Here is a 23,672-nt window from a genome sequence, read left to right as displayed (position 1 = left end):
CGGGAGGACACAACGGTGGCCGGCGAAAAGCACGCAGAGCCCACATCGGTACCCGCCGAGGCACGGGAGAAGCACGCGCGGCTCGCCGAGCAGATCGAGGAGCACCGCTTCCGGTACTACGTGAAGGACGCCCCCGTCGTCAGCGACGCGGAGTTCGACACGCTTCTGCGCTCCCTGGAGGCGCTGGAGGAGGAGTACCCCGAGCTGCGGACGCCGGACTCGCCGACCCAGAAGGTCGCGGGGGCGTACGCCACCGAGTTCACCTCGGTCCAGCACCGCCAGCGCATGCTGTCGCTCGACAACGCGTTCTCCGACCTGGAGCTGGCCGCCTGGGCCGAGCGCGTCGCCAAGGACGTGGGCGCCTCCGAACACCACTTCCTGTGCGAGCTGAAGGTCGACGGCCTCGCCGTCAACCTCACGTACGAACACGGCCGCCTCACGCGCGCGGCGACCCGCGGCGACGGCCGTACGGGCGAGGACATCACGCCCAACGTCCGTACGATCACGGAGATCCCGGACCGTCTGACCGGCGACCACGTCCCGGACCTCGTGGAGATCCGCGGCGAGGTCTACTTCCCGATGGAGAAGTTCGAGGAGCTCAACGCCCGGCTGGTGGAGGCGGGCGACAAGCCCTTCGCCAACCCGCGCAACGCGGCGGCCGGTTCGCTGCGCCAGAAGGACCCGCGCGTCACCGCGTCCCGGCCGCTGCACATGGTCGTCCACGGCATCGGCGCCCTGGAGGGCTTCGAGGGCCTCGGCCGGCTCTCCGAGGCCTACGGCCTGCTGCACACCTGGGGACTGCCGACCACGCGGTACGCCAAGGTGGTCGAAGACCTCGACGGCGTACGGGAGTTCATCGCGTACTACGGCGAGAACCGCCACTCCGTGGAGCACGAGATCGACGGAGTGGTCGTCAAGCTCGACGAGATCCCCCTCCAGGGCCGGCTCGGCTCCACCGCGCGCGCACCGCGCTGGGCGATCGCCTGGAAGTACGCGCCCGAGGAGGTCAACACCAAGCTCGTCAACATCCGTGTCGGCGTGGGCCGTACGGGCCGCGTCACGCCGTACGCCCAGGTCGAGCCGGTCACGGTCGCGGGCTCCGAGGTCGAGTTCGCCACCCTGCACAACCAGGACGTGGTGAAGGCCAAGGGGGTCCTCATCGGGGACACGGTGGTGCTGCGCAAGGCCGGTGACGTCATCCCGGAGATCCTCGGCCCGGTCGCCGACCTGCGCGACGGCAGCGAGCGGGAGTTCGTGATGCCGGCCGAGTGCCCCGAGTGCGGCACGGCACTGCGGCCCATGAAGGAGGCCGACGTCGACCTGCGCTGCCCGAACGCGCGGGGCTGTCCTGCCCAGTTGCGTGAGCGGCTGTTCTACCTCGCGGGCCGCAAGGCGCTGGACATCGAGCACTTCGGGTACGTCTCAGCGGCGGCCCTCACCAAACCGCTGGAGCCGTCCGAGCCGCCGCTGAAGGACGAGAGCGACCTCTTCGACCTCACCATCGAGCGGCTGCTGCCCATCAAGGCGTACGTCCTCGACCAGGACAGCGGTCTGCCCAAGCGCGACCCGAAGACCGGCGAGGAGAAGATCGCCACGGTCTTCGCCAACCAGCAGGGCGAGCCCAAGAAGAACGCGCTTGCCATGCTGGAGAACATCGCGGCAGCCAAGGACCGCCCGCTCGCGCGCGTCCTCACCGGCCTGTCGATCCGTCACGTCGGGCCGGTCGCGGCCGAGGCGTTGGCCCGGGAGTTCCGCTCCGTGGACCGGATCGAGGAGGCGACCGAGGAGGAGCTCGCCACCACCGAGGGCGTCGGGTCGATCATCGCCGCCTCGCTCAAGGAGTGGTTCGCCGAGGACTGGCACCGCGAGATCATCCGCAAGTGGAAGGCCGCCGGCGTCCGGATGGAGGACGAGGGCGCGGGGGAGGACGAAGGACCCCGCCCGCTCGAAGGGCTCACCGTCGTGGTCACGGGCACGCTCGAACACCACACGCGGGACGGGGCGAAGGAGGAACTCCAGAGCCGTGGAGCAAAAGTGACCGGTTCTGTTTCGAAGAAGACATCCTTTGTTGTGGTGGGCGACAATCCTGGCTCGAAGTACGACAAGGCGATGCAGTTGAAGGTTCCGGTCCTGAACGAGGAGGGCTTCGCCGTCCTGCTCGGACAAGGACCGGACGCGGCGGCGGAAGCCGCGCTTCCGATCGAGGAATAGCGGTTGAAGAGCACCCGTTCGGCGCATATCAGTTGCATACGGGTGGCTGGGTCGCATTCGGGCAACCGTCGACGACCGCTGCCCGTGGAAGCCTTCTGCGGCCTACTGTTGAGGTGTGCGCCTCCCGTGCCCGGCCGCGGTTGGCGCATCCCCTGCTCCGCACGAGCCAGGGGAAGGGTTTTCCGACGCGGCACCGCTGGCAGTCGTCGCCGGCGACGGACCGCGTGGCGTGGGCACCGCCGGCAGTGAGAGGGACGGGAATGGAACCGACCGAGAGCGCCGCTCCCGACTCACGGCTGCGCCTGCGCCGGATGACCGGCGCGTGGCTGGCAGGCCTGCGGACGGGACGGTCTTCGGAGCGCCCCGCCCCGACCGGGCTGGGCGCCGCACCGCTCGCCCCTCCCCTCGTCCCCGGCGTCGGCCGTCTCACCGCCGAGCGCGGCACCGGCCTCCCCGGTCACGATCCCGAACGCCGTACGTCCTGGCCCGCGCTGCCGTCGGCGGTCGTGGCCACCGCCGCGTTCGTCCTGGGCGCGGGCTTCTACCGGGCGTTCACCGGTCACCACGCGCTCTTCCCGTGCGGCGCCGTCGGCTGGTCGCTGGCCTTGCTGACCGGCATCATCGTCGGCCACCTGGTCGCCCTCGGCCGTGCCCGCTGGTGGGGCGGCACCGGCTCCGGCGCGGCGCTCACCCTCGCGGTCCTGCTGCTGTACGGCTGGGTCCCCGCCGGCATGGTCAGCCTGACCGTCGTCGTCCTGGTCGGCACGGCCCGCCGCAACCGCTGGCGTCAAGGAGTCCTGCACGGCGCGGTCGACATCCTCGGCATCGGCGCCGGGGCCCTGGTCCTCGCGTCGTTCGGGCGGTTCCCGAGCGTCGAGACGGCCTGGGACCCCGGGACCTGGACGTTCTACGCCGCCCCCCAGGTGGTGCTGGTCGCCGGCGCCTACCTCGCCGTCACCCGCGCCCTGCTCTGGTACCTGAACACGCCACGTGTCGGCGGCCTGCCCACCGTCGCCCGTACGGCGCTGGTCAGACAGGGACTCGTCGCCGTGGCGCTGCTCGGCATCGCCCCGCTGATCTGCGTCGTCGCGACGGCCCAGCCGATGCTGCTGCCACTGTTCTCGATCCCGCTGATCGCCCTCGACTCCACCCTCTGGATAGCCCGCGCCCGCGCCGAGGAACAACTGCGCGACCCGCTCACCGGGCTGCCCAACCGTCAGTGGCTGCTGGAGCGCACCTGGACGGCGCTGGACGACGCCGAGCGCATCGGCGCCCGCTCCGCCCTGATGCTGATCGACCTGGACCGCTTCCGTTCGGTGAACGACACACTCGGGCACCTCGCCGGCGACCGGCTGCTCCTCCAGATAGCCGACAGGCTGCGGCTCGCACTGCCGCGCGGGGCGGAGGCCGCGCGGCTCGGCGGTGACGAGTTCGCCGTCTTACTGCCGGTCGCGGACTCCACCACGTCGGCCACGCGGGTCGCCCGCGGTCTGGTCGCCGCCCTCGGCTCGCCGCTCGACCTCGACGGACTCACCCTCGTCCTGGAGGCCAGCGCCGGGCTCGCCGTCTTCCCCGACCACGCGCTCGACGCGGAGGGGCTGCTGCGCCGGGCGGACATCGCGATGTACCAGGCGAAGCGGGACCGCACGGGCGTGGAGGTGTACGAGTCCAAGCGGGACTCCAACACCCCCGACCGGCTGGGCCTGCTGGGCGACCTGCGCCGCGCCCTGGACACCGGTGACGTCGAACTGCACTACCAGCCCAAGGTCCGTTTCGACGGACAGGTGGCCGGACTGGAGGCGCTGGTCCGCTGGGTGCATCCCGAGCGCGGAAAGGTACCGCCGGACGAGTTCATCGCCATCGCGGAGTCGTCCGGGCTGATGCCCCACCTCACCGAGTACGTCCTGGAGACGGCCCTCGGACAGGTCGCGCGCTGGCGGGCCCAGGGCCTGTACGTGCCGGTCGCGGTGAACGTGTCGCCGCGCGACGTCCACACACCGGGGTTCGCCGGAGCCGTCGCCGCGCGTCTCGCCCGGCACGGAGTTCCCGCGGGAGCGCTCCAACTGGAGATAACGGAGCATGTGCTCCTGGAGGATCCGCAGCGTGCCGCCGACACCCTGGCGGCTCTCACCGGGCACGGCGTGAAGATGTCGCTGGACGACTTCGGCACCGGTTACTCCTCCCTGGTCCATCTGCGCCGGCTCCCGGTCAGCGAGTTGAAGATCGACCGTTCGTTCGTCGCACGGCTCGCCGTGGACACCGAGGACGCGGAGATCGTGCGCTGCACCGTCGACCTCGCGCATTCGCTGGGTCTCCTCGTCGTGGCGGAGGGCGTCGAGGACGACGAGACGTGGGAGCGGCTGCGGGACCTCGGCTGCGACGCCGTCCAGGGGTGGCTGGTCGCCGCGGCGATGCCTCCGGAGGAGGCCACGGCGTGGCTGCTGGCCCGCGGTTCCCGCGGCTGGCAGCGGCCGCGAGCCGCGCTTCCGGCCGCCGAGTAGGCCTCGACGGTTGCTCCAGTGGCGCCGCGTCGTCGGCTCCGGCCGGACCGCCACACCGGGCCTCCGGCCGGAAGCCTCCCGTACCGGCCTGCGGCCGGATGTCTCCCACCCACGCACCACCCGTGACGGTTTTCCGACAGGCTCGGCCCCCTCGTGGTGCCTTCCCGCCGTAGGCGTCACGCGGTTGGGAGGGGTATGGCCGCGGATACTCCCCCCGGCGCGGCGGACGCCGACGGCCGGAAGCCCCGGGGGAGAGTTCACCCGTCCAGAGACAGCCACGGGTGGTGCGTGGGTGGGAGACGACCGGCCGGAGGCCGGGGAGCCGGTCGGCGCCGACGGTGGGACGGTCGAACGGGAGGGCTCGGGTTGTCGGGGGACGGTGAACGGGTGGTGCGGGGGTGGGAGACGACCGGCCGGAGGCCGGGCCGCGGGCGTGCCGCGGCAAACCCGGGCGCGGGCATCGGCCCGAGCCCCATAGGATTGGGCCAAACCACACTCACTCACCCCCAGAGGATCGCTGCATGCCTGGCATCACGCGCGAGGAGGTCGCCCACCTCGCACGGCTGGCGCGTCTGGAGCTGAAGGGCGAAGAGCTCGACCACTTCGCAGGCCAGCTCGACGACATCATCGGCGCGGTCGCCCGCGTCAGCGAGGTCGCCGACCAAGACGTACCGCCGACCTCTCATCCGCTGCCGCTGACGAACGTCATGCGCGCGGACGAGGTCCGTCCGTCGCTCACCCCCGAGCAGGCGCTCTCCGGCGCCCCGGCCCAGGAGCAGCGGCGTTTCAAGGTGCCGCAGATCCTGGGGGAGGACTAATCACCATGACGGACACCAACGTCAACATCATCAAGCTCACCGCGGCCGAGATCGCCGGGAGGATCGCGGCGGGCGAACTGACCGCCGTCGAGGTCACCGAGGCCCACCTCGCCCGGATCGAGGCCGTCGACGAGAAGGTGCACGCCTTCCTGCACGTCGACCGCGAGGGCGCCCTCGCCCAGGCGCGTGCCGTGGACGCCAAGCGCGCGGCCGGCGAGAAGCTCGGCCCGCTCGCCGGTGTGCCGCTCGCTCTGAAGGACATCTTCACCACCGAGGGCATCCCGACCACGGTCGGCTCGAAGATCCTCGAAGGCTGGATCCCGCCGTACGACGCGACCCTCACCAAGCGGCTGAAGGCCGCCGACGTCGTCATCCTCGGCAAGACCAACATGGACGAGTTCGCCATGGGGTCCTCCACCGAGAACAGCGCGTACGGTCCGACCGGCAACCCCTGGGACCTCACCCGGATCCCCGGCGGCTCCGGCGGCGGCTCCTCCGCGGCCCTCGCCTCCTACCAGGCGCCCCTCGCGATCGGCACCGACACGGGCGGTTCCATCCGCCAGCCGGCCGCCGTCACCGGCACGGTGGGCGTCAAGCCGACGTACGGCGCGGTCTCCCGCTACGGCATGGTGGCGTTCTCCAGCTCCCTCGACCAGGGCGGCCCCTGCGCCCGTACGGTCCTCGACGCGGCCCTCCTGCACGAGGTCATCGCCGGGCACGACCCGCTCGACTCGACCTCCATCGACGCCCCGGTCCCCCCGGTCGTCGAGGCCGCCCGTAACGGCAGCGTGACCGGCATGCGCGTCGGTGTCGTCAAGCAGTTCCGCGGCGAGGGCTACCAGGCCGGTGTCGTGCAGCGCTTCGACGAGGCCGTCGCGATGCTCAAGGAGCTCGGTGCCGAGATCGTCGAGCTGGACTGCCCGTCCTTCGACCTGGCGCTCTCCGCGTACTACCTGATCGCCCCGTCCGAGTGTTCGAGCAACCTCGCCCGCTTCGACGGCCTGCGCTACGGCCTCCGTACGGGCGACGACGGTACGCACTCCGCCGAGGAGGTCACCGCCCTCACCCGTGAGGCCGGCTTCGGCCCCGAGGTCAAGCGCCGCATCATGCTCGGCACGTACGCGCTCAGCTCCGGCTACTACGACGCGTACTACGGCAGCGCCCAGAAGGTCCGTACGCTCATCACCCGCGACTTCGAGAAGGCGTTCGAGCAGGTCGACGTGATCGTCTCCCCGACCACGCCCACCACCGCCTTCCCGATCGGCGAGCGCGCCGACGACCCGATGGCGATGTACCTCGCGGACCTGTGCACCATCCCGACCAACCTGGCCGGCAACTCCGCCATGTCGCTGCCCTGCGGTCTCGCGCCGGAGGACAACCTCCCGGTCGGTCTGCAGATCATCGCCCCGGCGCTGAAGGACGACCGACTTTACAAGGTCGGCGCCGCCGTCGAGGCCGCCTTCGTGGAAAAGTGGGGGCACCCGCTGCTTGAGGAGGCTCCGTCGCTGTGAGCAAGGCAATGTCCAAGGCCAAGGGTTTCAAGAAGTCCAAGTCCGGCACGTATCTGTCCATCGCCGGCACGGCGTTCGGTGCCTTCGGTGTCGCGAAGCAGGTCAAGAAGGCCCGCAACGAACACGACACGCTGCGCCTCATCGACGCGGCCGTGTCCGCCGCCGCCATCGTCACAGGCCTCGCCATCCTCTACCGGGAGCTCAAGCGCCTGGGCGACGACGACGTCCTGCTGGGCTGAGAGGGAAGTTTTCACCGTGACCACCACGACCGACCTGGTGTCGTACGAGGACGCACTCGCTGCGTACGACCCCGTCATGGGCCTCGAAGTCCATGTCGAACTCGGCACCAAGACGAAGATGTTCTGCGGCTGTTCGACCGAGCTGGGCGCCGAGCCCAACTCGCAGACCTGCCCGACCTGCCTCGGCATGCCCGGCGCCCTCCCGGTCGTCAACGCGACCGGTGTCGAGTCCGCCATCAAGATCGGCCTCGCGCTGCACTGCGAGATCGCCGAGTGGTGCCGCTTCGCCCGGAAGAACTACTTCTATCCGGACATGCCGAAGAACTTCCAGACCTCCCAGTACGACGAGCCGATCGCCTTCAACGGCTATCTGGACGTCCAGCTGGAGGACGGCGAGGTCTTCCGCGTGCAGATCGAGCGCGCCCACATGGAGGAGGACACCGGCAAGTCGCTGCACGTCGGCGGCGCCACCGGCCGTATCCACGGCGCCTCGCACTCGCTGCTCGACTACAACCGCGCGGGCATCCCCCTCATCGAGATCGTCACCAAGCCGATCGAGGGCGCGGGCGAGCGGGCCCCCGAGGTCGCCAAGGCGTACGTCGCCGAGCTGCGCGAGCTCATCAAGGCGCTCGGTGTCTCCGAGGCCCGTATGGAGCAGGGCCAGATGCGCTGCGACGTGAACCTGTCGCTGCGCCCGCACGGCCGGGAGAAGTTCGGCACGCGCTCCGAGACGAAGAACGTCAACTCCCTGCGTTCCGTCGAGCGTGCCGCCCGCTTCGAGATCCAGCGCCACGCCGCGGTGCTGAACTCCGGCGGCACGATCATCCAGGAGACCCGCCACTTCCACGAGGACACCGGGTCCACGACCTCGGGCCGCGTGAAGGAGGAGGCGGAGGACTACCGGTACTTCCCGGAGCCCGACCTCGTCCCCGTCGCCCCGTCCCGTGACTGGGTCGAGGAGCTGCGCGGCGGACTGCCCGAGCAGCCGCTGGCCCGCCGCAACCGGCTGCGCGAGGAGTGGGGCGTCAACGCCCACGACATGCAGTCGATGCTCAACGCCGGTGCCATCGACTCGATCGTCGCGACGATCGAGGCCGGTGCCGACTCCGCCTCCGCCCGCAAGTGGTGGATGGGCGAGCTGGCGCGCAGCGCCAACGAGTCGGGCAAGGCCCTGGAGGACCTGCCGATCACCCCGGCGCAGGTCGCCCGGGTGGCCGAACTGGTCACCTCCGGCGATCTGAACGACAAGCTCGCCCGTCAGGTCATCGAAGGCGTCCTCGCCGGCGAGGGCACCCCGGACGAGGTCGTCGACAAGCGCGGCCTGAAGGTCGTCTCGGACGAGGGCGCGCTGACCGCCGCCGTCGACGAGGCCATCGCCGGGAACCCGGGCATCGCCGACAAGATCCGCGGCGGCAAGGTCCAGGCCGTCGGCGCGCTCGTCGGCGCGGTCATGAAGGCCACCCGCGGGCAGGCCGACGCGGCGCGCGTCAAGGAGCTCATCCTGGAGAAGCTGGGCGTCAGCGAAGGCTGAGATCCGGGTTTTCCCACATCCCAGGGGGTGCGTCGCTGCCGACGCACCCCCTGGGGTCTGTGTCGGCGTGCTCAGGTCAACGCGCTACGCTCCCGCGCCATGAGTGGAAGCACCGACTCCGAGACGTACGACCGCACAGCGCACGACCGCGAGACGCGTGACAGCGGGGTCCAGGCCCCAGAGACGCAGGCCCCGCAGGCCAAGGCCCCGCAGGCCAAGGTCCCGCAGGCCCAGGTCCAGCAGGTTCAGGACCAGGAGGAGCGGGACCGCGAGACGCCCGACCGCGAAGACCAGGAGCGCGAGACGCCCGACGGCGGGGATCGGGACCACCCGGAGGATCCGGACCGCGAGGATCACGGCCTGAAGGATCCGGACGGCGAGGGCCATGGCGACGAGGACCGGGACGACGAGGTGCGTCGGGCCCGTTGGACCGCGGTCGGGACGGGTGCCCTGCTGACCGTCGCCGGGCTCGCCGCGTCGGCGATGCGCTCCACCACCTCCACGACCGCCCTCATACCCCTCTCCTATGCCTCGGGGGCCGTCCTGTGTGCCGGCGCGTCGGCACTGGGGGCCAGGGGCCGCACCCGGCGGGCGCTGTGGCTGATGATCGTCGGTGTGATGGTCATGGCCGTGGGTGACCAGCTCGACTGAGCGATGACGGACGGGGCGACAGAGCCGGCAGGACTGTCCTGTGACATGAGTCGCAGTCCTGTGAGTAAGCCCACGAATGCGACAAAGAATCATTTCCGGCTGTAAGAGTGATGGCGCATTAGTCATGCGTTCTTTGCGGGCAGTTCCCGGTAAAGATCCACAAATACCCCCATGGGAGCTCGTTCGTGGCAGCCCTCGCACGTTGGTGTGTCCAGCATCGCCTCGTCGCCGTTCTGCTCTGGCTTCTGGCCTTCGGCGGTGTGACCGCCGCCGCTGCCGTGACGGGTTCCGCGTACTCGAACGACTACGAGGTCCCCGGCACCGAATCGGGCCACGCGACGCAGCTCCTGAACAGCGGCTTCCCCGGCCTCGGCGGCGACAGCGACACCGTCGTCTGGCACACCGGCTCGGGCACCGTGCGCTCCACCGGCGTGGAACAGTCGATGACCCGCGCCCTGGACAAGATCGAGAAGCTCCCCGGAGTGGCCTCCGTCGACAGCCCGTACGCGCACCAGGGATCCGGACGGAGCAACTCCGACAGCCGGATCAGCCCGGACGGCCGGACGGCGTACGCGACCGTCACCTTCGCCGACCCGGCCGAGAAGCTCGACAAGGGCGAGGTCCAGGCCGTCGTCGGCGCCGCGAAGGCCGCCGAGACCAAGGGGCTCGACGTCGAGCTGGGCGGCACCGCCATCGCCCTCACCAAACCGTCCGGCGGGCACCTCGCCGAGATCGTCGGCGTGGCCGTCGCCGCCGTGGTCCTCTTCCTCGCCTTCGGCTCGCTCGCCGCCTCCATGCTCCCCATCGCCACCGCCCTGGTCGGCGTGGGCACGGCGTACTTCGGCATCGTGCTCCTCGGACACGCCATGACCGTCGCCGACTTCGCCCCCATGCTCGGCATGCTGGTGGGCCTCGGCGTCGGTATCGACTACGCGCTGTTCATCGTGACCAGACACCGGCGCGGCCTCAAACGCGGACTGCCGGTGGCCGAGGCGGCGCAGAACGCCGTCGCCACCACCGGACGCGCGGTCGTCTTCGCCGGCGCCACCGTCTGCATCGCGCTGCTCGGCATGCTCATCCTGAGGCTCAGCTTCCTCAACGGCGTCGCGATCGCCGCCTCCCTGACCGTCGTCCTCACCGTCGCGGCCTCCGTGACCCTGCTGCCCGCGCTGCTCTCCCTCATCGGCCCGCGCGCGCTCAGCCGCCGTGAGCGACGGCGACTGGAGGAGCACGGGCCCGAGCCGGAAATGGCCACCGGGTTCGCCGCCCGCTGGTCGGCCTTCGTGGAGCGCCACCCCAAGCTGCTCGGTGCCGTGGCCGTCGTCGTGATGGCCCTGCTCGCCCTCCCCACGTTCTCCCTCCACCTGGGCACCTCCGACCAGGGCAACGACCCGCGGACGACGACCACCCGGCAGGCGTACGACCTCATCGGGCACGGCTTCGGCCCCGGTGTGAACGGGCCCCTGACCCTCGTCACCAAGGTCGGCGGCGCCGAGGACAGGCTCGCCCTGGACAACCTGGACGCCACGCTGCGAGCCACCCAGGGTGTCGCCTCGGCGACCCCGGTGACGTACGACAGCGCCGGTGACACCGCCTTCCTCACCGTCGTCCCGACCTCCGCGCCGCAGTCCCAGAAGACCAGCGACCTCGTCGACCGGCTGCGCACCGACGTCCTGCCGCGCGCCGAGTCCGGCACCGCCCTCGATGTGCAGGTCGGCGGTGTGACGGCCAGCTACGACGACTTCGCGGACGTCATCGTCGGCAAGCTCCCGCTCTTCGTCGGCGTCGTGATCAGCCTCGGCTGTGTCCTGCTCCTGCTCGCGTTCCGTTCGATCGGCATTCCCCTCAAGGCCGCGGTGATGAACATCGCCGCCGTCGCCGCCGCCTTCGGAGTCGTCGTCACGATCTTCCAGTGGGGCTGGGGGAGCGAACTGCTCGGCCTCGGCGCCGCCGGTCCCATCGAGCCGTTCCTGCCCGTGATCATGGTGTCGGTGCTCTTCGGGCTCTCCATGGACTACCAGGTCTTCCTGGTCAGCCGGATGTACGAGGAGTGGCTGGAGACCGGTGACAACCGGCGCGCCGTCCGGGTCGGCCTCGCCGAGACCAGCCGGGTGATCAACTCCGCCGCGGTCATCATGATCTCGGTCTTCCTCGCCTTCGTGCTCAGCGGCGACCGCGTCATCGCGATGTTCGGCATCGCCCTCGCCGCCGCCGTCGCCCTGGACGCCTTCATCCTGCGCACGCTCCTCGTCCCCGCCCTCATGCACCTGCTCGGCGACGCCAACTGGTGGCTGCCCCGCTGGCTCGACGGGCGGCTGCCGCGGATCAGCATCGAGCCGCCCGAGTGCCGTGCCGCGCATGAGAGGCTGGCCGAGGCCACGGACGCCGAGGCGGCGGACGTACTGGGCCGCGCGGTGGCGGACGCCGAGGCGACGGACGCACTGACGAAGGAGCGGTCGCGGGATGTACGCGATATCCCTGGGTGACGACGGAGCGGAACTGCGGCCCCTGGAGCCGTGGCACGCCGAGGAGTTCCTCGAGCACCTGGACCGGGGACGCGAGTTCATCGGGCGGTTCATCCCCTTCGGGTCCCAGTCCACGGACGTGCCGTCCGCGCGGGCGGAGCTCCAGAGGTACGCCGACAAGCGCGCCGCCGGTACCGGTTCCCTGCACGGCCTGTGGCTGGAGGGGAAGCTCGTGGGCGGGGTCCTCTTCCTGAACTTCGACGCGGAACAGGGCAACTGCGAGGTCGGCTGCTGGCTGGAACCCGCCGCCTCCGGGCGCGGTCTGGTCACCCGGGCGATGCGGATCCTCGTCGACTGGGCGGTCGAGGAGCGCGGCATCCACCGTGTGGAGTGGGTCGCCGCGGCGGGCAACGATCCGAGCCTGAACGTGGCCCGGCGGCTCGGCATGAGCCGGGACGGCGTGCTCCGGGAGAAGCGCCCCCATCGCGGGGTCCGGCACGACCTCGAGGTGTGGTCCGTGCTCGCGCCCGAATGGCGTGCCGCACGCGCGGACGCCGCTCACCGAGACCGTTAAGGAACTTCTCATACAGCGTCCGTACGGTGCGCTTCATGGGAACCAAGACAGTTGACGAGGCCGGGGCCGAGACCGGCACCGAGGCGAAGCGCGACGAGCAGACGGTGGACGTCACCAAGACGGACCAGACCGAGGTGGCCGAGGTGGCCGAGGCCAACGGGACCGAGGCCGAGGCCGAGGAGCAGGACGAGGCCGACGAGACGGACGAGGACCTCGTGGTCGGTGACGACTCCGCCGACGCGGGACAGGACGCCGGTGTCGGCCAGGGTGCCGCCGCCGTGGTGTCCGCCGGACTCGGCGTGGTCTCGCTGACCGGCAGCTGGGTCGCGACCGTGGCCGCCGCCCGCGAGACCCTGATCGGCCAGCTCGGGACCTCGTCGACCGCGAGCGTCGCCACGCAGGTCAAGGAGGTCTACGGCGATGCCTGGGCGACCACCGCGCTGATCGGCGGCCTCTTCGCGCTGGCCGCCCTGATCGTCGGCGTCGTCGTGCTGGTCAGGCCCGCGTTCGGCGCCCCCGGCAAGCCGCAGGCCGCCTGGATCAAGTCCGTCGCCTGGGCGGGCGTCTCGCTCGGCGTCGTCGGACTGGTGCTCGCGGTCGCCAAGTACTCCGACATCCTCCTCGGACTGCCCTCCACCAGCTGAGTCCCGACAACTCTGAGGGGCCTTAGGGCCGGCGCGGGAAACCGGCCGCCGCCCTAAGGCCCTTCGCGTTCCCAAGATGCGGAACTCTCCCGATGTGGCGGACCCCCCTGGGAGACGAAGGTTGAGGCATCGCTGACAAGCGAGGCCGAAACCGACTCTTCACCAGGGGTACGAGATGTTCGAGTACGAGCTCCAGCAGATCCGGTCCGCGGAACTGATCCGCAGGGCCCAGACCTACCGGCTCGCCAAGGAGGCCGTGAGCGGCCGCCGGGCCGCCCGCCGCGCGGCCGCCCACCGGCCCGCACAGGGCGACACGGAGGAGCGCTCCCATAGTGACCGTCCCCGCCGGCACCGGTTCGTCCGCACGGTATGAGCGCCGGGGCGCCCGCGGACAGACCCGGGGCACCCGGCCGTCCACAGGGTGTGCGGGAAGGCGGCCGCCCGGCGGCCCGCCGTCCACCGCCGGGGGACGGCCGGCCGCCGGGCGGGGCGCTGCTCGCCGTCCCGATAACCGCTGCCGTCCTGTCGGACCCCTGTGCCATGCTCGGGCCCGTGGAGACCAGGTCCGTCAGCCCGGTGTTCGTCGGACGCGCCGACGAACTGGGGGTGTTGAACGACGCGCTCGCCCGCGCCGCCGCGGGCGAGCCGCAGGCGTTGCTGCTCGGCGGCGAGGCCGGCGTCGGCAAGACCCGTTTCCTGGAGGAGTTCGCCACCATCGCCGCCTGCGAGGGTGCCGTGGTCGCCTGCGGCGGCTGCGTCGAGATCGGCGCCGACGGCCTCCCGTTCGCACCGTTCTCCACCGCCCTGCGCGCCCTGCGCCGCACCCTGCCCGACGAGCTCGCCGCAGCGGCCGCCGGACAGGAGGAGGAACTCGCCCGCCTGCTCCCCGAACTCGCGCAGACGACCAGGGGACGGCAGTACGAGGAGGACGGCATGGCCCGCCTCTTCGAGCTCACCGCCCGGCTCCTGGAGCGGGTCGCCGCGGACCGCACGGTCGTCGTCGTCCTCGAAGACCTGCACTGGGCCGACGCCTCCACCCGCCATCTGCTCGCCTACCTCTTCCGCACGCTGCGCAGCGGCCGCCTCGTCGTGATCGCCACCTACCGCGCCGACGACATCCACCGCCGCCACCCGCTGCGCCCCCTGCTCGCCGAGCTCGACCGCCTCCGCACGGTCCGCCGCGTCGAGCTGGCCCGCTTCAGCCGGGCCGAGGTCGGCCGCCAGATCGCCGGAATCCTCGCCCGGGAACCCGACACCGCCCAGGCCGACGAGATCTTCGCCCGCTCCGACGGCAACGCGTTCTTCGTCGAGGAACTCGCCGTCGCCGCCAACGAGGGCTGTCGTACGGGGCTCACGGACACCCTGCGCGACCTGCTCCTCGTCCGCGTCGAAGGACTGCCGGAGAGCGCCCAGCGGGTCGCCCGGATCGTCGCCGAGGGCGGCAGCACCGTCGAGTACCCGCTGCTCGCCGCCGTGGCACAGCTCGCCGAGGACGACCTCATCGAGGCCCTGCGCGCCGGTGTCGGCGCCAACATCCTGATCGCGGCGCCGGGCGGCGAGGGCTACCGCTTCCGCCACTCGCTGGTCCGCGAGGCCGTCAGCGACGACCTGCTGCCCGGCGAGCGTTCCCGTTTCAACCGCCGCTACGCCGAGGCCCTGGAGGCCGACCCGGCACTCGTACCGGCCGATGAGCGCGTCACCCGCCTGGCCAGCTACTGGTACCACGCCCACGACGCCGCCAAGGCCCTGCCCGCCGTCCTCGACGCCTCGGTCGAAGCCCGCCGCCGGCACGCCCACGCCGAGCAACTGCGGCTCCTGGAGCGGGCGATGGAGCTGTGGGAGGCGGTCCCCGACGCCGTACGGGCCGAACTGCGCCCCATCGACTACGTGGAGGCCTATCCGCGCCCGCTGCCCGAAGGGCGTGGGGGGACCCCCGGCGGCTGCGACTCCGCGACCACACCCCTGCGCTACCTCGACCTGATGGCCGAGGCCGCCGTCGCCGGACGGCTGTGCGGGGAGCGGGAGCGCGCCCTGAAGACGACCAAGAGGGCGCTGCGCCTCCTGGAGGACGAGGGCGACCCGCTGCGCGCCGCGTGGTTCTGGATCCAGCGCTCCCGGCTCGTCCAGGCACAGGTCCGCGGCGACGGCTGGAAGGAACTCGCCACCGCCCAGGACCTGGTGCGCGGCCTCCCGCCCTCCGAGGTGCACGCCGAGGTCCTGTCCATGGTCGCCGCCTGGTGCATGGTCCACCAGCCGGGCCACGGCGCCCTCTCCGCGGCCGAACGCGCCGTGGAGTACGCGCACATGGTGGGTGCCCAGGACACGGAGCTGAACGCCCGGCTCACCCTCGGCGGCCTGATGGTCGACGCGGGGCAGGTCGAGGCCGGACTCGCGGAGATGTACCGCGTCAGGGAGCGGGCGAACCGGCAGGGCGCCGCCTACGTCGTGGGCCGGCTGCACATCAACCTGCCCTCCCACCTGGAATCGGTCGGCCGCTCCCGCGAGGCCGTCGCGATCCTGGGCGAGGGCATCGAGCTCGCCTGCGGGAACGGCCTGTTGGACACCCAGGCCTGGGTCTGGGGCAACCTCTCCGAATCCCTGTACGCGCTCGGCCGCTGGGACGAGGCCGCCGAAGCCGCGCGCAACGCCCTGGCCATCGGACTCGGCGGCAAGGCCTCCGGCGTGGGCGCGTCCCGCCTCGCGCCCGTCGCCCTGGCCCGCGGTGACCTCATCGAGGCGGGACGTCAACTGGCCGCCGCTCGCGGCCACTTCGGCACCTACGACCCGATGCCCCAGCACTCCCTGCCGCTGCTGTGCACCAGCATCGGCATCGCCGCAGGCGAGGGCCGCTTCCTCGACGCCCGCGTCACCCTGGAGCAGGCCCTGGACGCGGGCTTCCCGCCCGGCACCCAGCGCTACGCCTGGCCGCTGCTGCTGGCCGCCATCGGCGCGGAGGCCGACGCCCGCGGTCTGCCCGTCGCCGAACCCGGCCGCGCCCCGACCCTGGAACGCATCCGCACGGCCGCGAGAACCCTGGCCACCGGAGCGCCCGTCTGGCTCGCCCACGCCGAATGGGTCCGCGCCGAACTCCAGCGGGCCGACGGCGTGAGCACCCCGGACCAGTGGTCCGGGGTGGTCGAGGCCCTCGAACCCCTGGAGCGCCCCTACGACCTCGCCCGCGTCCGCCTCCGCCTCGCCGAGGCCCTGCTCACCGGGGCGGACGACGACGAGCGCGCCCGGGCCACGGAACTCCTCAGGCTGGCCCGTGCCGCCGCCGACCACCTCGGCGCCCGCCCGCTCGCCGACGCCGTCGCCCTGCTCGCCCAGCGCGCCCGCCTCACCCTGGAGCACGCCCCCGAACGGTCCCGGACCGCTCCCGCCGACCCCGCGGCCGCACTCGGCCTCACCAGCCGCGAGTGCGACGTCCTGCGCCTTGTCGCCGTCGGTCGCAGCAACCGCCAGATCGCCGAGGAACTCTTCATCTCCCCGAAGACGGCCAGCGTCCACGTCTCGAACATTCTGGCCAAGCTGGACGTCTCGGGACGGGGAGAGGCCGCGGCACTGGCCCACAGGCTGCGGCTGTTCCCGCCGGAGACCCCGGCCGCCCGAGCGGTGGGCTGAGGACTACGAGTCCACGCGGGCCCGGCCCCGTAGCCCTCCCTTCCCGGCCTACCTCACCCGCAGCTCCAGGATCCGGTCGTCGCCCTTCACGGGGGTGCCGCGGCCGTCGGTCTCGCTCGTGGTCAGCCAGAGTCTGTCGCCGCCCGCGGAGACCACCGTGCGGAGGCGGCCGTACGTGCCCTTCAGGAAGGCCTCGGGTGCCGCGGACGCCTTGGTGCCGTTCAACGGGATGCGCCACAGGCGCTGGCCCTTCAGAGCCGCCATCCATATGGACCCCCCGGCGTAGGCGATCCCGCTCGGGGAGGCCTCGTCGGTGTGCCACTGGACGACCGGGTTCTGGTACTCGCTGTTGTCGCCGATGCCTTCGACCACCGGCCAGCCGTCGTTGTCGCCCGGCTTGATCTGGTTCAGCTCGTCCCAGGTGTCCTGGCCGAACTCCGAGGCCCACAGCCGCTGTTTGTCGTCCCAGGCGAGGCCCTGCACATTGCGGTGCCCGTACGAGTACACGACCGAGTCGGGGAACGGATTGCCCGGCGCGGGCTCGCCCTCCGGCGTCATGCGCAGGATCTTCCCGCCGAGCGACTTCTTGTCCTGGGCCAGGCCCCGGTCACCGGTCTCGCCCGTGCCCGCGTACAGCATCCTGTCCGGACCGAACGCGATCCGGCCGCCGTTGTGGATCACGCCCTTGGGGATGCCCTTGAAGATCGTGTCCGGTGCGCCCAGCTGCTCGTCGGACGGCTTCTTCTCGTCGTACAGCATGCGCACGATGCGGTTGTCCGAGGCCGTGGTCAGGTAGGCGTAGATCATGTGGTCGGAGGCGTAGTCGGGGGAGAGCGCGATCCCCAGGAGGCCGCCCTCGCCGGCCGGGGCCACTCCGGGCACCTCGCCCAGCAGTGTCTTCTTGCCGGTCTTCTCGTCGATCCGGGTGATCGTCCCCTTGTCCCGCGAGGACACCAGCAGACCGCCCCCGGGCAGTGGCGCGAGGCCCCAGGGAGTGTCGAGATCCTCGGTGACGGTGCGCAGGACCTTCACCGAGCCCTTCGCGGGCGGTGTCTCCTCGGGGGTGGCGCTCCGTGCGGACGACGACGTCGGCGCCGTACTCCCGATGCCCGGAAGCGTGCTCGGACCGGCCGGGCCCCCTCCGCCGCCGGAGGAACAGCCGGCCGTCACCAGAAGCGCGGTCGTGGCCAACACGACTGTCACTGCTCGAACTTGCACCATCAGGGTCCCTTCGACGCGGCGGTCCTCCTGTTCATACACCGCTCGCGTTCCACGGGTTCCCGATCACGGACGGGCAATCCGCCCGGGGATACGGAAGCGCCGCTCAGTCCCAGGATCCCAGCGCCCCCGGCAGCCCCGCCACCTCGGCGAGATCCTCCGCCGTCAGCCGCAGCCCGGCCGCCCCCGCGTTCTCGGTGACCCAGCGCTCCCGCTTGGCCCCAGGCACCGGGACCACCTGCGGCCCCTGCGCCAGGACCCACGCCAGCGCCACCTGGGCGGGCGTGACGGGAGGGCCGCCGCCCCCGTGCCGTCGCGCGACGCGCCTCAGGCCGACGACGACGGGCTGGTTCGCGGCCATCATCTCCGCGGTGAAGCGGGGATGGCGGGCCCGCAGGTCGTCCGGCTCGAAGCCCTCGCCGGGCGTCAGCGTGCCGGTCAGGAAGCCGTTGCCGAGCGGCATCGCGGCGAGGAACCCGACCCCGCGCGCCGCACACCACGGCAGCAGCGCGTCCAGCGCCTCCGTCGACCACACCGACAGCTCGGCCTGCACGGCACTCACCGGGAAGACCTGCTGCACCCGCTCCAGCTGCCGGATCGTTCCGTCGTGCAGCCGCGCCCCCGCCCGGCGGGCGGACCTGGCACCCACCGCGCACAGCCCGAGCGAGCGCACCTTTCCGGCCGAGACGAGCTCGGCCATCGCGCCCCAGGTCTCCTCGACCGGCACTTCCGGGTCCGCGCGGTGCAGCTGATAGAGATCGATCACGTCCGTCTGGAGCCGGCGCAGCGACGCGTCGCACGCCCGCTTCACGTAGCCGGGGCGGCCGTTGGCCACGAGGTGCTGATCGCCCACCAGCAGACCGACCTTGGTCGACACGAAGGCCTCGGAGCGCCGCTCCCTGAGCACCCGCCCGACGAGCAGTTCATTGGTGAAGGGGCCGTACATGTCGGCCGTGTCGAGCAGCGTCGAACCCCGGTCGAGCGCCGCGTTCACCGCGCGCAGTGACTCCTCGCCGCGCTGTCGCGACCCGGTGTAGGCCCAGCTCATCGGCATGCATCCGAGCCCTACCGCCCCCACGTCGAGCGCCGCGGCCCCGATCGTTCTGCGCTCCACCTGGCCGTGATCCTCCCTCAATTGGCCCCCCAACCTAACCTCTTCGCGCATGGGCGCCTGGCATAACCTCCTGACCATGACTTCCGATGTCTGGCTTCCCTTTCGCGCCGACGAGATCGACGGACTCCCCGAGGGCCCCGACTACCGCTTCTGGGACGGCGGCCAGGAGTTTCCCGCGGATCCGGCCGACTGCGCGTTCTACGTCGTGCCCTACATGAAGCCGCCCGCCGTCTCGCGGCGGCCGATGTCCGAAATGACGTCGGTCCGGGTCGTGCAGACACTCTCCGCCGGAGTCGACCACGTCCTGCCGAACCTCAAGTCCCTTCCTCCCGGCGTGGTGTTGTGCAACGCCCGCGGGGTGCACGAGGCGAGCACGGCGGAGCTCACCCTCACCCTGATCCTCGCCTCGCTGCGCGGCATCCCCGACTTCGTGCGGGGCCAGGACAAACAGGAGTGGCGCTCGGGCTTCCGTCCCTCGCTGGCCGACAAGTCCGTCCTCATCGTGGGGTACGGGTCGATCGGTGCCGCCATCGAGGACAGGCTCACGCCGTTCGAGCTCGCGCGGGTCGCGCGCGTCGCACGCTCCGCCCGTGCCACGGCGCGCGGTCCCGTGCGCCCCCTCGCCGAACTGCCCTCCCTGCTCCCCGAATTCGACATCGTCGTGCTGTCCACGCCCCTCACGGACGCCACCCGCGGCCTGGTGAACGCCGACTTCCTGTCCCGGATGAAGGACGGCGCGCTCCTGGTGAACATGGCCCGCGGCCCCGTCGTCGACACCTCGGCGCTGGTCACCGAGCTGGAGAGCGGGCGCATCACCGCGGCCCTCGACGTCACCGAACCCGAACCGCTGCCGCCGGGGCACCCGTTGTGGCATGCGCCCGGCGTTCTCATCAGCCCCCATGTCGGCGGCCCCACCTCGGCGTTCTGGCCGCGCGCCAAGCGGCTGCTGGCGGATCAGCTGACCCGCTTCGTGAACCGGGAGCCGCTGCGCAACGTGGTCCTTACGACCGGTACCTGAGCAACTCCCCGTTCGCTCGCCGTCCGCTTCGGGCACCCTCCGCAGTTCCCCGAACGCGGGCAGTGCCGGCATAGTCCCTGGTCGTTACGGAGCGTAGAGGAACTATGTCCCTGAGTGACGAGACTGGTGTATCGTCCCGACAGGGGCGGCGCCGCGCACCGTTCGGCGCCGGGGACGGACATGAGACTGCGAGGGGGGCGACGGGCGATGCACGGCCTATGGACCAACGATCCGACGCGGCGGGGCCGCCGCCGACGACCCTGGCGCGCGGCCACGCACAGCCGCGGTCACGGCGGCCATCACCACCGCAGGCACGGAGGCCGCCGGAGGCATGCGCACCCGGCGCACCGGGGCCAGGTGGACCCCGGGGCACGGACCGGGTGGGCCCGGTGAGCTCCCCAGGAGCGCTGCTGACCCGTCGGACGGTCTTCGACGGCGGGACGGGCCTGTTCTCGCAACTCGTGCTGGCCCTGGTGTGCGCGGGATACGCCGTCGGTTCCGCGCTCGGCTGGGGCTCCACGAGTCTCGCGCTGGTCATGGGCGACTTCGGGCTGAGCGTCGCGGCGGGCACCGCGGCGGTCTCCTGCTTCCTCTACGCCCGCAGCCGCCGCAGCCGCTTTCGACCCGCGTGGCTGCTGTTCGCGCTCTCCTCGGCGATGGCCTCGCTCGGGAACCTGGTCTGGGGGTGGTACGAGGTCGTCCTCGACCGCCCCGTTCCCACCCCGAGCTACGCCGATCTCTTCTTCCTCTGCTTCGCGCCGCCCGCCATCGTCGGACTGCTGGTGCTCGCCAAGCGTCCCGTCACCAAGGCGGGCTGGGTGTGCCTCGCGCTGGACGCCTGGCTGATCGGCGGATCACTGCTCACCCTGTCCTGGAGTCTGGCGCTCGCGCAGGCCGCGAAGTTCGACGGGCCGAGCGTCGCGCACACCGCGCTGTCGCTCGCCTACCCGCTGCTGGACATCGCGCTGGTCAGCATGGTTCTCGCGCTGCACTTCAGGCGCTCGTCGGTGAACAGGTCGGCGGTGAACACGGCGATCGGCGCGCTCGCGCTGACCGTGATGTGCGACGCCCTGTTCACCTCGCCCCTCCTGCACAACAGCTACCACTCGGGCCAGCTCCTCGACGCGGGCTGGTTCGCCGGTTCACTGCTCCTCGCGTACGCCCCCTGGGTCGTCACCCGGCACGGGAACGACGCCGACGAGCACGACACCGACGAGCACGGACCGGGCCGGCGCGGTCCGACCGACCGGCGCGGCCCGGACGAACGGGGCTCCGAGGACCACGCGCGCGTGGTGCACGAGCGCATCCCGGGACAGCGCAGGGAAGGCCAGCACGGGCCCCCGGGAAGCCACGCTCCGAGCGGATCCCAGGGGACCCGCCCGCCGTACGGATCACCGACGGCCTCGCAGGAGGGCCCCGGGTCCCGCGAACACCGGGGGCGGCACGGGGAGCCGGACCATCCGTACGAGCGGCAGCAGGGCGGACCCGCGCACCCGAACCCCGAGGGCCCGGGACAGGGCCGCTACCCGGCGACGCGTCCGATCACCGGATCGCTGGCCGCGCTGACGCCCTATCTGGCCGCCGCCGTCTGCACGCTGGGGATCCTCTACAACATCCTGAACGGACGCAGTGTGGACCGCGTGGTGCTCGTCACCGCCGGCCTCGTCGTGCTCGCGCTCGTGGTGCGCCAGGGCATCATGCTGCTCGACAACATCACTCTCACCCAGGAGCTGGCCCAGAAGGAGAACCACTTCCGCTCCCTGGTGCAGGGCTCCAGCGACGTCATCATGATCGCCGCACCGAACGGCATCCTGAGATACGTCAGCCCGGCCGCCGCCGGTGTCTACGGCCGCGACGCCGAGGAACTCGTCGGCTCCGAGCTCGCCTCCCTCATCCACCCCGAGGACCTCGGCTGCGTGGTCCACGAAGTGCGGCGCTTCCTCGCGGCCAGCCATGCCGAGGAGCCCACCACCCGTATCGAGTGCCGGTTCCGGTCCGGCGACGGCGGCTGGCTCAACGTGGAGTCCACCGTCAACCGGCACCACGGCGGCCTCATCTTCAACAGCCGTGACGTGACCGAACGCGTGCGGCTCCAGGCGCAGTTGCAGCACAACGCCGAGCACGACCCGCTCACCGACCTGCCCAACCGCGCGCTGTTCACCCGGCGCGTCCAGCAGGCCCTGTCCGGGCGCCGGTCCTCCGACCGGGGCACCGCCGTCCTCTTCATCGACCTCGACGGCTTCAAGGCCGTCAACGACACGATCGGACACCAGGCCGGCGACGAGCTGCTCGTCCAGGCCGCCCGCAGACTCCAGGACTCCGTCCGGCACGGCGACACCGCCGCGCGGCTGGGCGGAGACGAGTTCGCGGCCCTCATCGTCGGTGACGGAGGCCGCGACCGCACCGCCCGTGAGCAGCAGATACTGGAGCTCGCCGACCGTCTGCGGATCAGGCTCTCCCAGCCCTACCGTATCGACGGCAACGATGTCCGGGTCGCCGCGTCCATCGGCGTCGGCTTCGCCGAACCCGGCCTGGGCGCCGGGGAGCTGCTGCGCAACGCCGACCTCGCGATGTACCGCGCGAAGGCGGCCGGAAAGGGCCGCGTCGAGCTGTACGCGCCCCAGATGCAGCAGGACGTGGTCCGCAAGGCGGAGCTGGCGACCCGGCTGCGCTCCGCACTCCAGGACGGCGAGTTCGCCCTGCTGCACCAGCCCGTGGTGTCGCTGGAGAACGGCCGGATCGCGTCGGTCACCGCACAGGCGCGCTGGCGTTCCTCCCAAGGGGTGCTTTTCACGCCCGCCGAGTTCCTGCGGGTCGCCGAGGACAGCGAAAGGACCGCCGAACTCGGCCGCTGGATGCTCGACGAGGCCGTCGAGCAGGCCGCCGAGCGCACCGCCGCGGGCGTCGCGGTGCCGGTCGCGGTCCGGATGACCGCCAAGCGCCTGCTGGACCGCTCGATGCCGCTGGGGTCCGTGGAGTCCCTGCTCACCCGGCACGGGCTCGCCTCGGGCGGACTGATCGTCGAGCTGTCCGACACCGATCCCCGGGTCCCCCTGGACGAGCTGGAGCGCCGGCTGAACGCGCTCAGGCGTCTTGGCGTGCGGATCGCCCTGGACGGCTTCGGCAGCGGCTACGCGGCGATCACGGCGCTGAGGCGGCTCCCCGTCGACGTACTGCGACTCGACAGGAGTCTGGTCGAGGGAGTCGTCGAGTCCGCCCGGCTGCACAAGATCACCAGTGGGCTGCTGCGGATCGCCACCGATCTGGGGCTCCAGTCCGTGGCCGACGGGGTGGATCTTCCGGAACAGGTCGTCGCCCTGCGCGCGATGGGCTGCACCCATGGACAGGGCATGGCGTTCTCCGGTCCGCTGGACGAGTACCGGCTGCGCAGAGCGCTCTCCTCCGGCCACTATCCGGTGCCCAACGGACCGGCCGAGCCGGTGTTCGCGGGCGGCGGCGCCGGGGTGTATACGAGTGGAGTGCCCGTTGTTCTGGGGGGTGGAACGGCCCTCCGCTCACATAATGAGACTCCCGTCCCACCCACTTGACAGTCGGT

Annotated in this window: 16 protein-coding genes; 14 read left to right on the top strand and 2 right to left on the bottom strand. The window is 71.7% G+C overall.

Features of this window, described 5'->3' with window-relative positions; all coding sequences use genetic code 11:
- The first annotated feature begins 15 nt into the window (after positions 1-15).
- The 12 genes from ligA (at position 16) to ACZ6KY_RS27805 (ending at position 16,766) form a co-directional block, all read left to right on the top strand.
- Complete coding sequence (ligA, locus tag ACZ6KY_RS27860) at positions 16-2,211, top strand: NAD-dependent DNA ligase LigA (RefSeq protein ID WP_469313008.1); 2,196 nt, start codon at positions 16-18, stop codon at positions 2,209-2,211.
- Positions 2,212-2,471: 260 nt separating this feature from the next.
- Entirely contained in the window at positions 2,472-4,712 is a 2,241-nt protein-coding gene (locus ACZ6KY_RS27855) for a putative bifunctional diguanylate cyclase/phosphodiesterase (RefSeq protein WP_469313007.1), read from the top strand.
- Between the two features lie 521 nt (positions 4,713-5,233).
- Positions 5,234-5,530, top strand: coding sequence for an Asp-tRNA(Asn)/Glu-tRNA(Gln) amidotransferase subunit GatC (gatC, locus tag ACZ6KY_RS27850; protein WP_190154674.1), 297 nt, complete (start codon positions 5,234-5,236; stop codon positions 5,528-5,530).
- 5 nt (positions 5,531-5,535) lie between these two features.
- On the top strand, positions 5,536-7,041 hold the full coding sequence (gatA, locus tag ACZ6KY_RS27845; RefSeq protein WP_469313006.1) for an Asp-tRNA(Asn)/Glu-tRNA(Gln) amidotransferase subunit GatA: 1,506 nt from the start codon (positions 5,536-5,538) through the stop codon (positions 7,039-7,041).
- 8 nt (positions 7,042-7,049) lie between these two features.
- A complete protein-coding gene (locus ACZ6KY_RS27840; RefSeq protein WP_401337522.1) occupies positions 7,050-7,280 on the top strand; it encodes a hypothetical protein in 231 nt (76 codons plus the stop codon).
- Between the two features lie 16 nt (positions 7,281-7,296).
- The gene (gatB, locus tag ACZ6KY_RS27835; RefSeq protein WP_469313005.1) at positions 7,297-8,811 is read left to right on the top strand and encodes an Asp-tRNA(Asn)/Glu-tRNA(Gln) amidotransferase subunit GatB; all 1,515 of its coding nucleotides are present in this window, start codon (positions 7,297-7,299) and stop codon (positions 8,809-8,811) included.
- Between the two features lie 99 nt (positions 8,812-8,910).
- Complete coding sequence (locus ACZ6KY_RS27830; RefSeq protein WP_469313004.1) at positions 8,911-9,462, top strand: hypothetical protein; 552 nt, start codon at positions 8,911-8,913, stop codon at positions 9,460-9,462.
- A 185-nt stretch (positions 9,463-9,647) separates the two neighbouring features.
- Entirely contained in the window at positions 9,648-11,948 is a 2,301-nt protein-coding gene (locus tag ACZ6KY_RS27825) for an MMPL family transporter (RefSeq protein ID WP_469313003.1), read from the top strand.
- The gene (locus ACZ6KY_RS27820) at positions 11,926-12,501 is read left to right on the top strand and encodes a GNAT family N-acetyltransferase (RefSeq protein WP_469313002.1); all 576 of its coding nucleotides are present in this window, start codon (positions 11,926-11,928) and stop codon (positions 12,499-12,501) included. The genes ACZ6KY_RS27825 and ACZ6KY_RS27820 overlap by 23 nt, the downstream gene beginning before the upstream one ends.
- Positions 12,502-12,536: 35 nt before the next feature.
- Positions 12,537-13,145, top strand: coding sequence for a hypothetical protein (locus tag ACZ6KY_RS27815; protein ID WP_469313001.1), 609 nt, complete (start codon positions 12,537-12,539; stop codon positions 13,143-13,145).
- A 175-nt stretch (positions 13,146-13,320) separates the two neighbouring features.
- A complete protein-coding gene (locus tag ACZ6KY_RS27810; RefSeq protein WP_469313000.1) occupies positions 13,321-13,518 on the top strand; it encodes a hypothetical protein in 198 nt (65 codons plus the stop codon).
- A gap of 167 nt (positions 13,519-13,685) precedes the next feature.
- On the top strand, positions 13,686-16,766 hold the full coding sequence (locus ACZ6KY_RS27805) for a helix-turn-helix transcriptional regulator (RefSeq protein ID WP_469312999.1): 3,081 nt from the start codon (positions 13,686-13,688) through the stop codon (positions 16,764-16,766).
- Positions 16,767-16,814: 48 nt separating this feature from the next.
- Here ACZ6KY_RS27805 and ACZ6KY_RS27800 read toward each other — a convergent pair whose 3' ends face one another.
- Together ACZ6KY_RS27800 and ACZ6KY_RS27795 are read right to left on the bottom strand one after the other, a co-directional pair.
- The gene (locus tag ACZ6KY_RS27800) at positions 16,815-17,990 is read right to left on the bottom strand and encodes a PQQ-dependent sugar dehydrogenase (RefSeq protein WP_469313081.1); all 1,176 of its coding nucleotides are present in this window, start codon (positions 17,988-17,990) and stop codon (positions 16,815-16,817) included.
- 100 nt (positions 17,991-18,090) lie between these two features.
- Positions 18,091-19,098 (bottom strand): aldo/keto reductase, encoded by a 1,008-nt coding sequence (locus tag ACZ6KY_RS27795; RefSeq protein ID WP_469312998.1) that lies wholly within the window; start codon positions 19,096-19,098, stop codon positions 18,091-18,093.
- A gap of 76 nt (positions 19,099-19,174) precedes the next feature.
- Between ACZ6KY_RS27795 and ACZ6KY_RS27790 the strand changes: the two genes are divergently transcribed.
- Both ACZ6KY_RS27790 and ACZ6KY_RS27785 read left to right on the top strand, forming a co-directional pair.
- Positions 19,175-20,116 carry a 2-hydroxyacid dehydrogenase gene (locus tag ACZ6KY_RS27790; protein ID WP_469312997.1) on the top strand — a complete coding sequence of 314 codons (942 nt, stop codon included), beginning with the start codon at positions 19,175-19,177 and terminating at the stop codon, positions 20,114-20,116.
- Between the two features lie 218 nt (positions 20,117-20,334).
- Positions 20,335-23,664, top strand: coding sequence for an EAL domain-containing protein (locus ACZ6KY_RS27785; RefSeq protein ID WP_469312996.1), 3,330 nt, complete (start codon positions 20,335-20,337; stop codon positions 23,662-23,664).
- Positions 23,665-23,672 lie beyond the last annotated feature (8 nt).

This window comes from Streptomyces sp. NPDC042002 (assembly GCF_055588305.1).
The sequence above is the reverse complement of the archived record's forward strand: the minus strand, read 5'-3'. Positions and strand labels throughout refer to the sequence as shown.

Coding starts and splice junctions, on each gene's coding strand:
- ACZ6KY_RS27855 (WP_469313007.1), top strand. CDS start 2,472: ATGGAACCGACCGAGAGCGCCGCTCCCGACTCACGGCTGCGCCTGCGC.
- gatC (WP_190154674.1), top strand. CDS start 5,234: ATGCCTGGCATCACGCGCGAGGAGGTCGCCCACCTCGCACGGCTGGCG.
- gatA (WP_469313006.1), top strand. CDS start 5,536: ATGACGGACACCAACGTCAACATCATCAAGCTCACCGCGGCCGAGATC.
- ACZ6KY_RS27840 (WP_401337522.1), top strand. CDS start 7,050: ATGTCCAAGGCCAAGGGTTTCAAGAAGTCCAAGTCCGGCACGTATCTG.
- ACZ6KY_RS27830 (WP_469313004.1), top strand. CDS start 8,911: ATGAGTGGAAGCACCGACTCCGAGACGTACGACCGCACAGCGCACGAC.
- ACZ6KY_RS27820 (WP_469313002.1), top strand. CDS start 11,926: ATGTACGCGATATCCCTGGGTGACGACGGAGCGGAACTGCGGCCCCTG.
- ACZ6KY_RS27815 (WP_469313001.1), top strand. CDS start 12,537: ATGGGAACCAAGACAGTTGACGAGGCCGGGGCCGAGACCGGCACCGAG.
- ACZ6KY_RS27810 (WP_469313000.1), top strand. CDS start 13,321: ATGTTCGAGTACGAGCTCCAGCAGATCCGGTCCGCGGAACTGATCCGC.
- ACZ6KY_RS27805 (WP_469312999.1), top strand. CDS start 13,686: ATGCTCGGGCCCGTGGAGACCAGGTCCGTCAGCCCGGTGTTCGTCGGA.
- ACZ6KY_RS27790 (WP_469312997.1), top strand. CDS start 19,175: ATGACTTCCGATGTCTGGCTTCCCTTTCGCGCCGACGAGATCGACGGA.
- ACZ6KY_RS27785 (WP_469312996.1), top strand. CDS start 20,335: ATGGACCAACGATCCGACGCGGCGGGGCCGCCGCCGACGACCCTGGCG.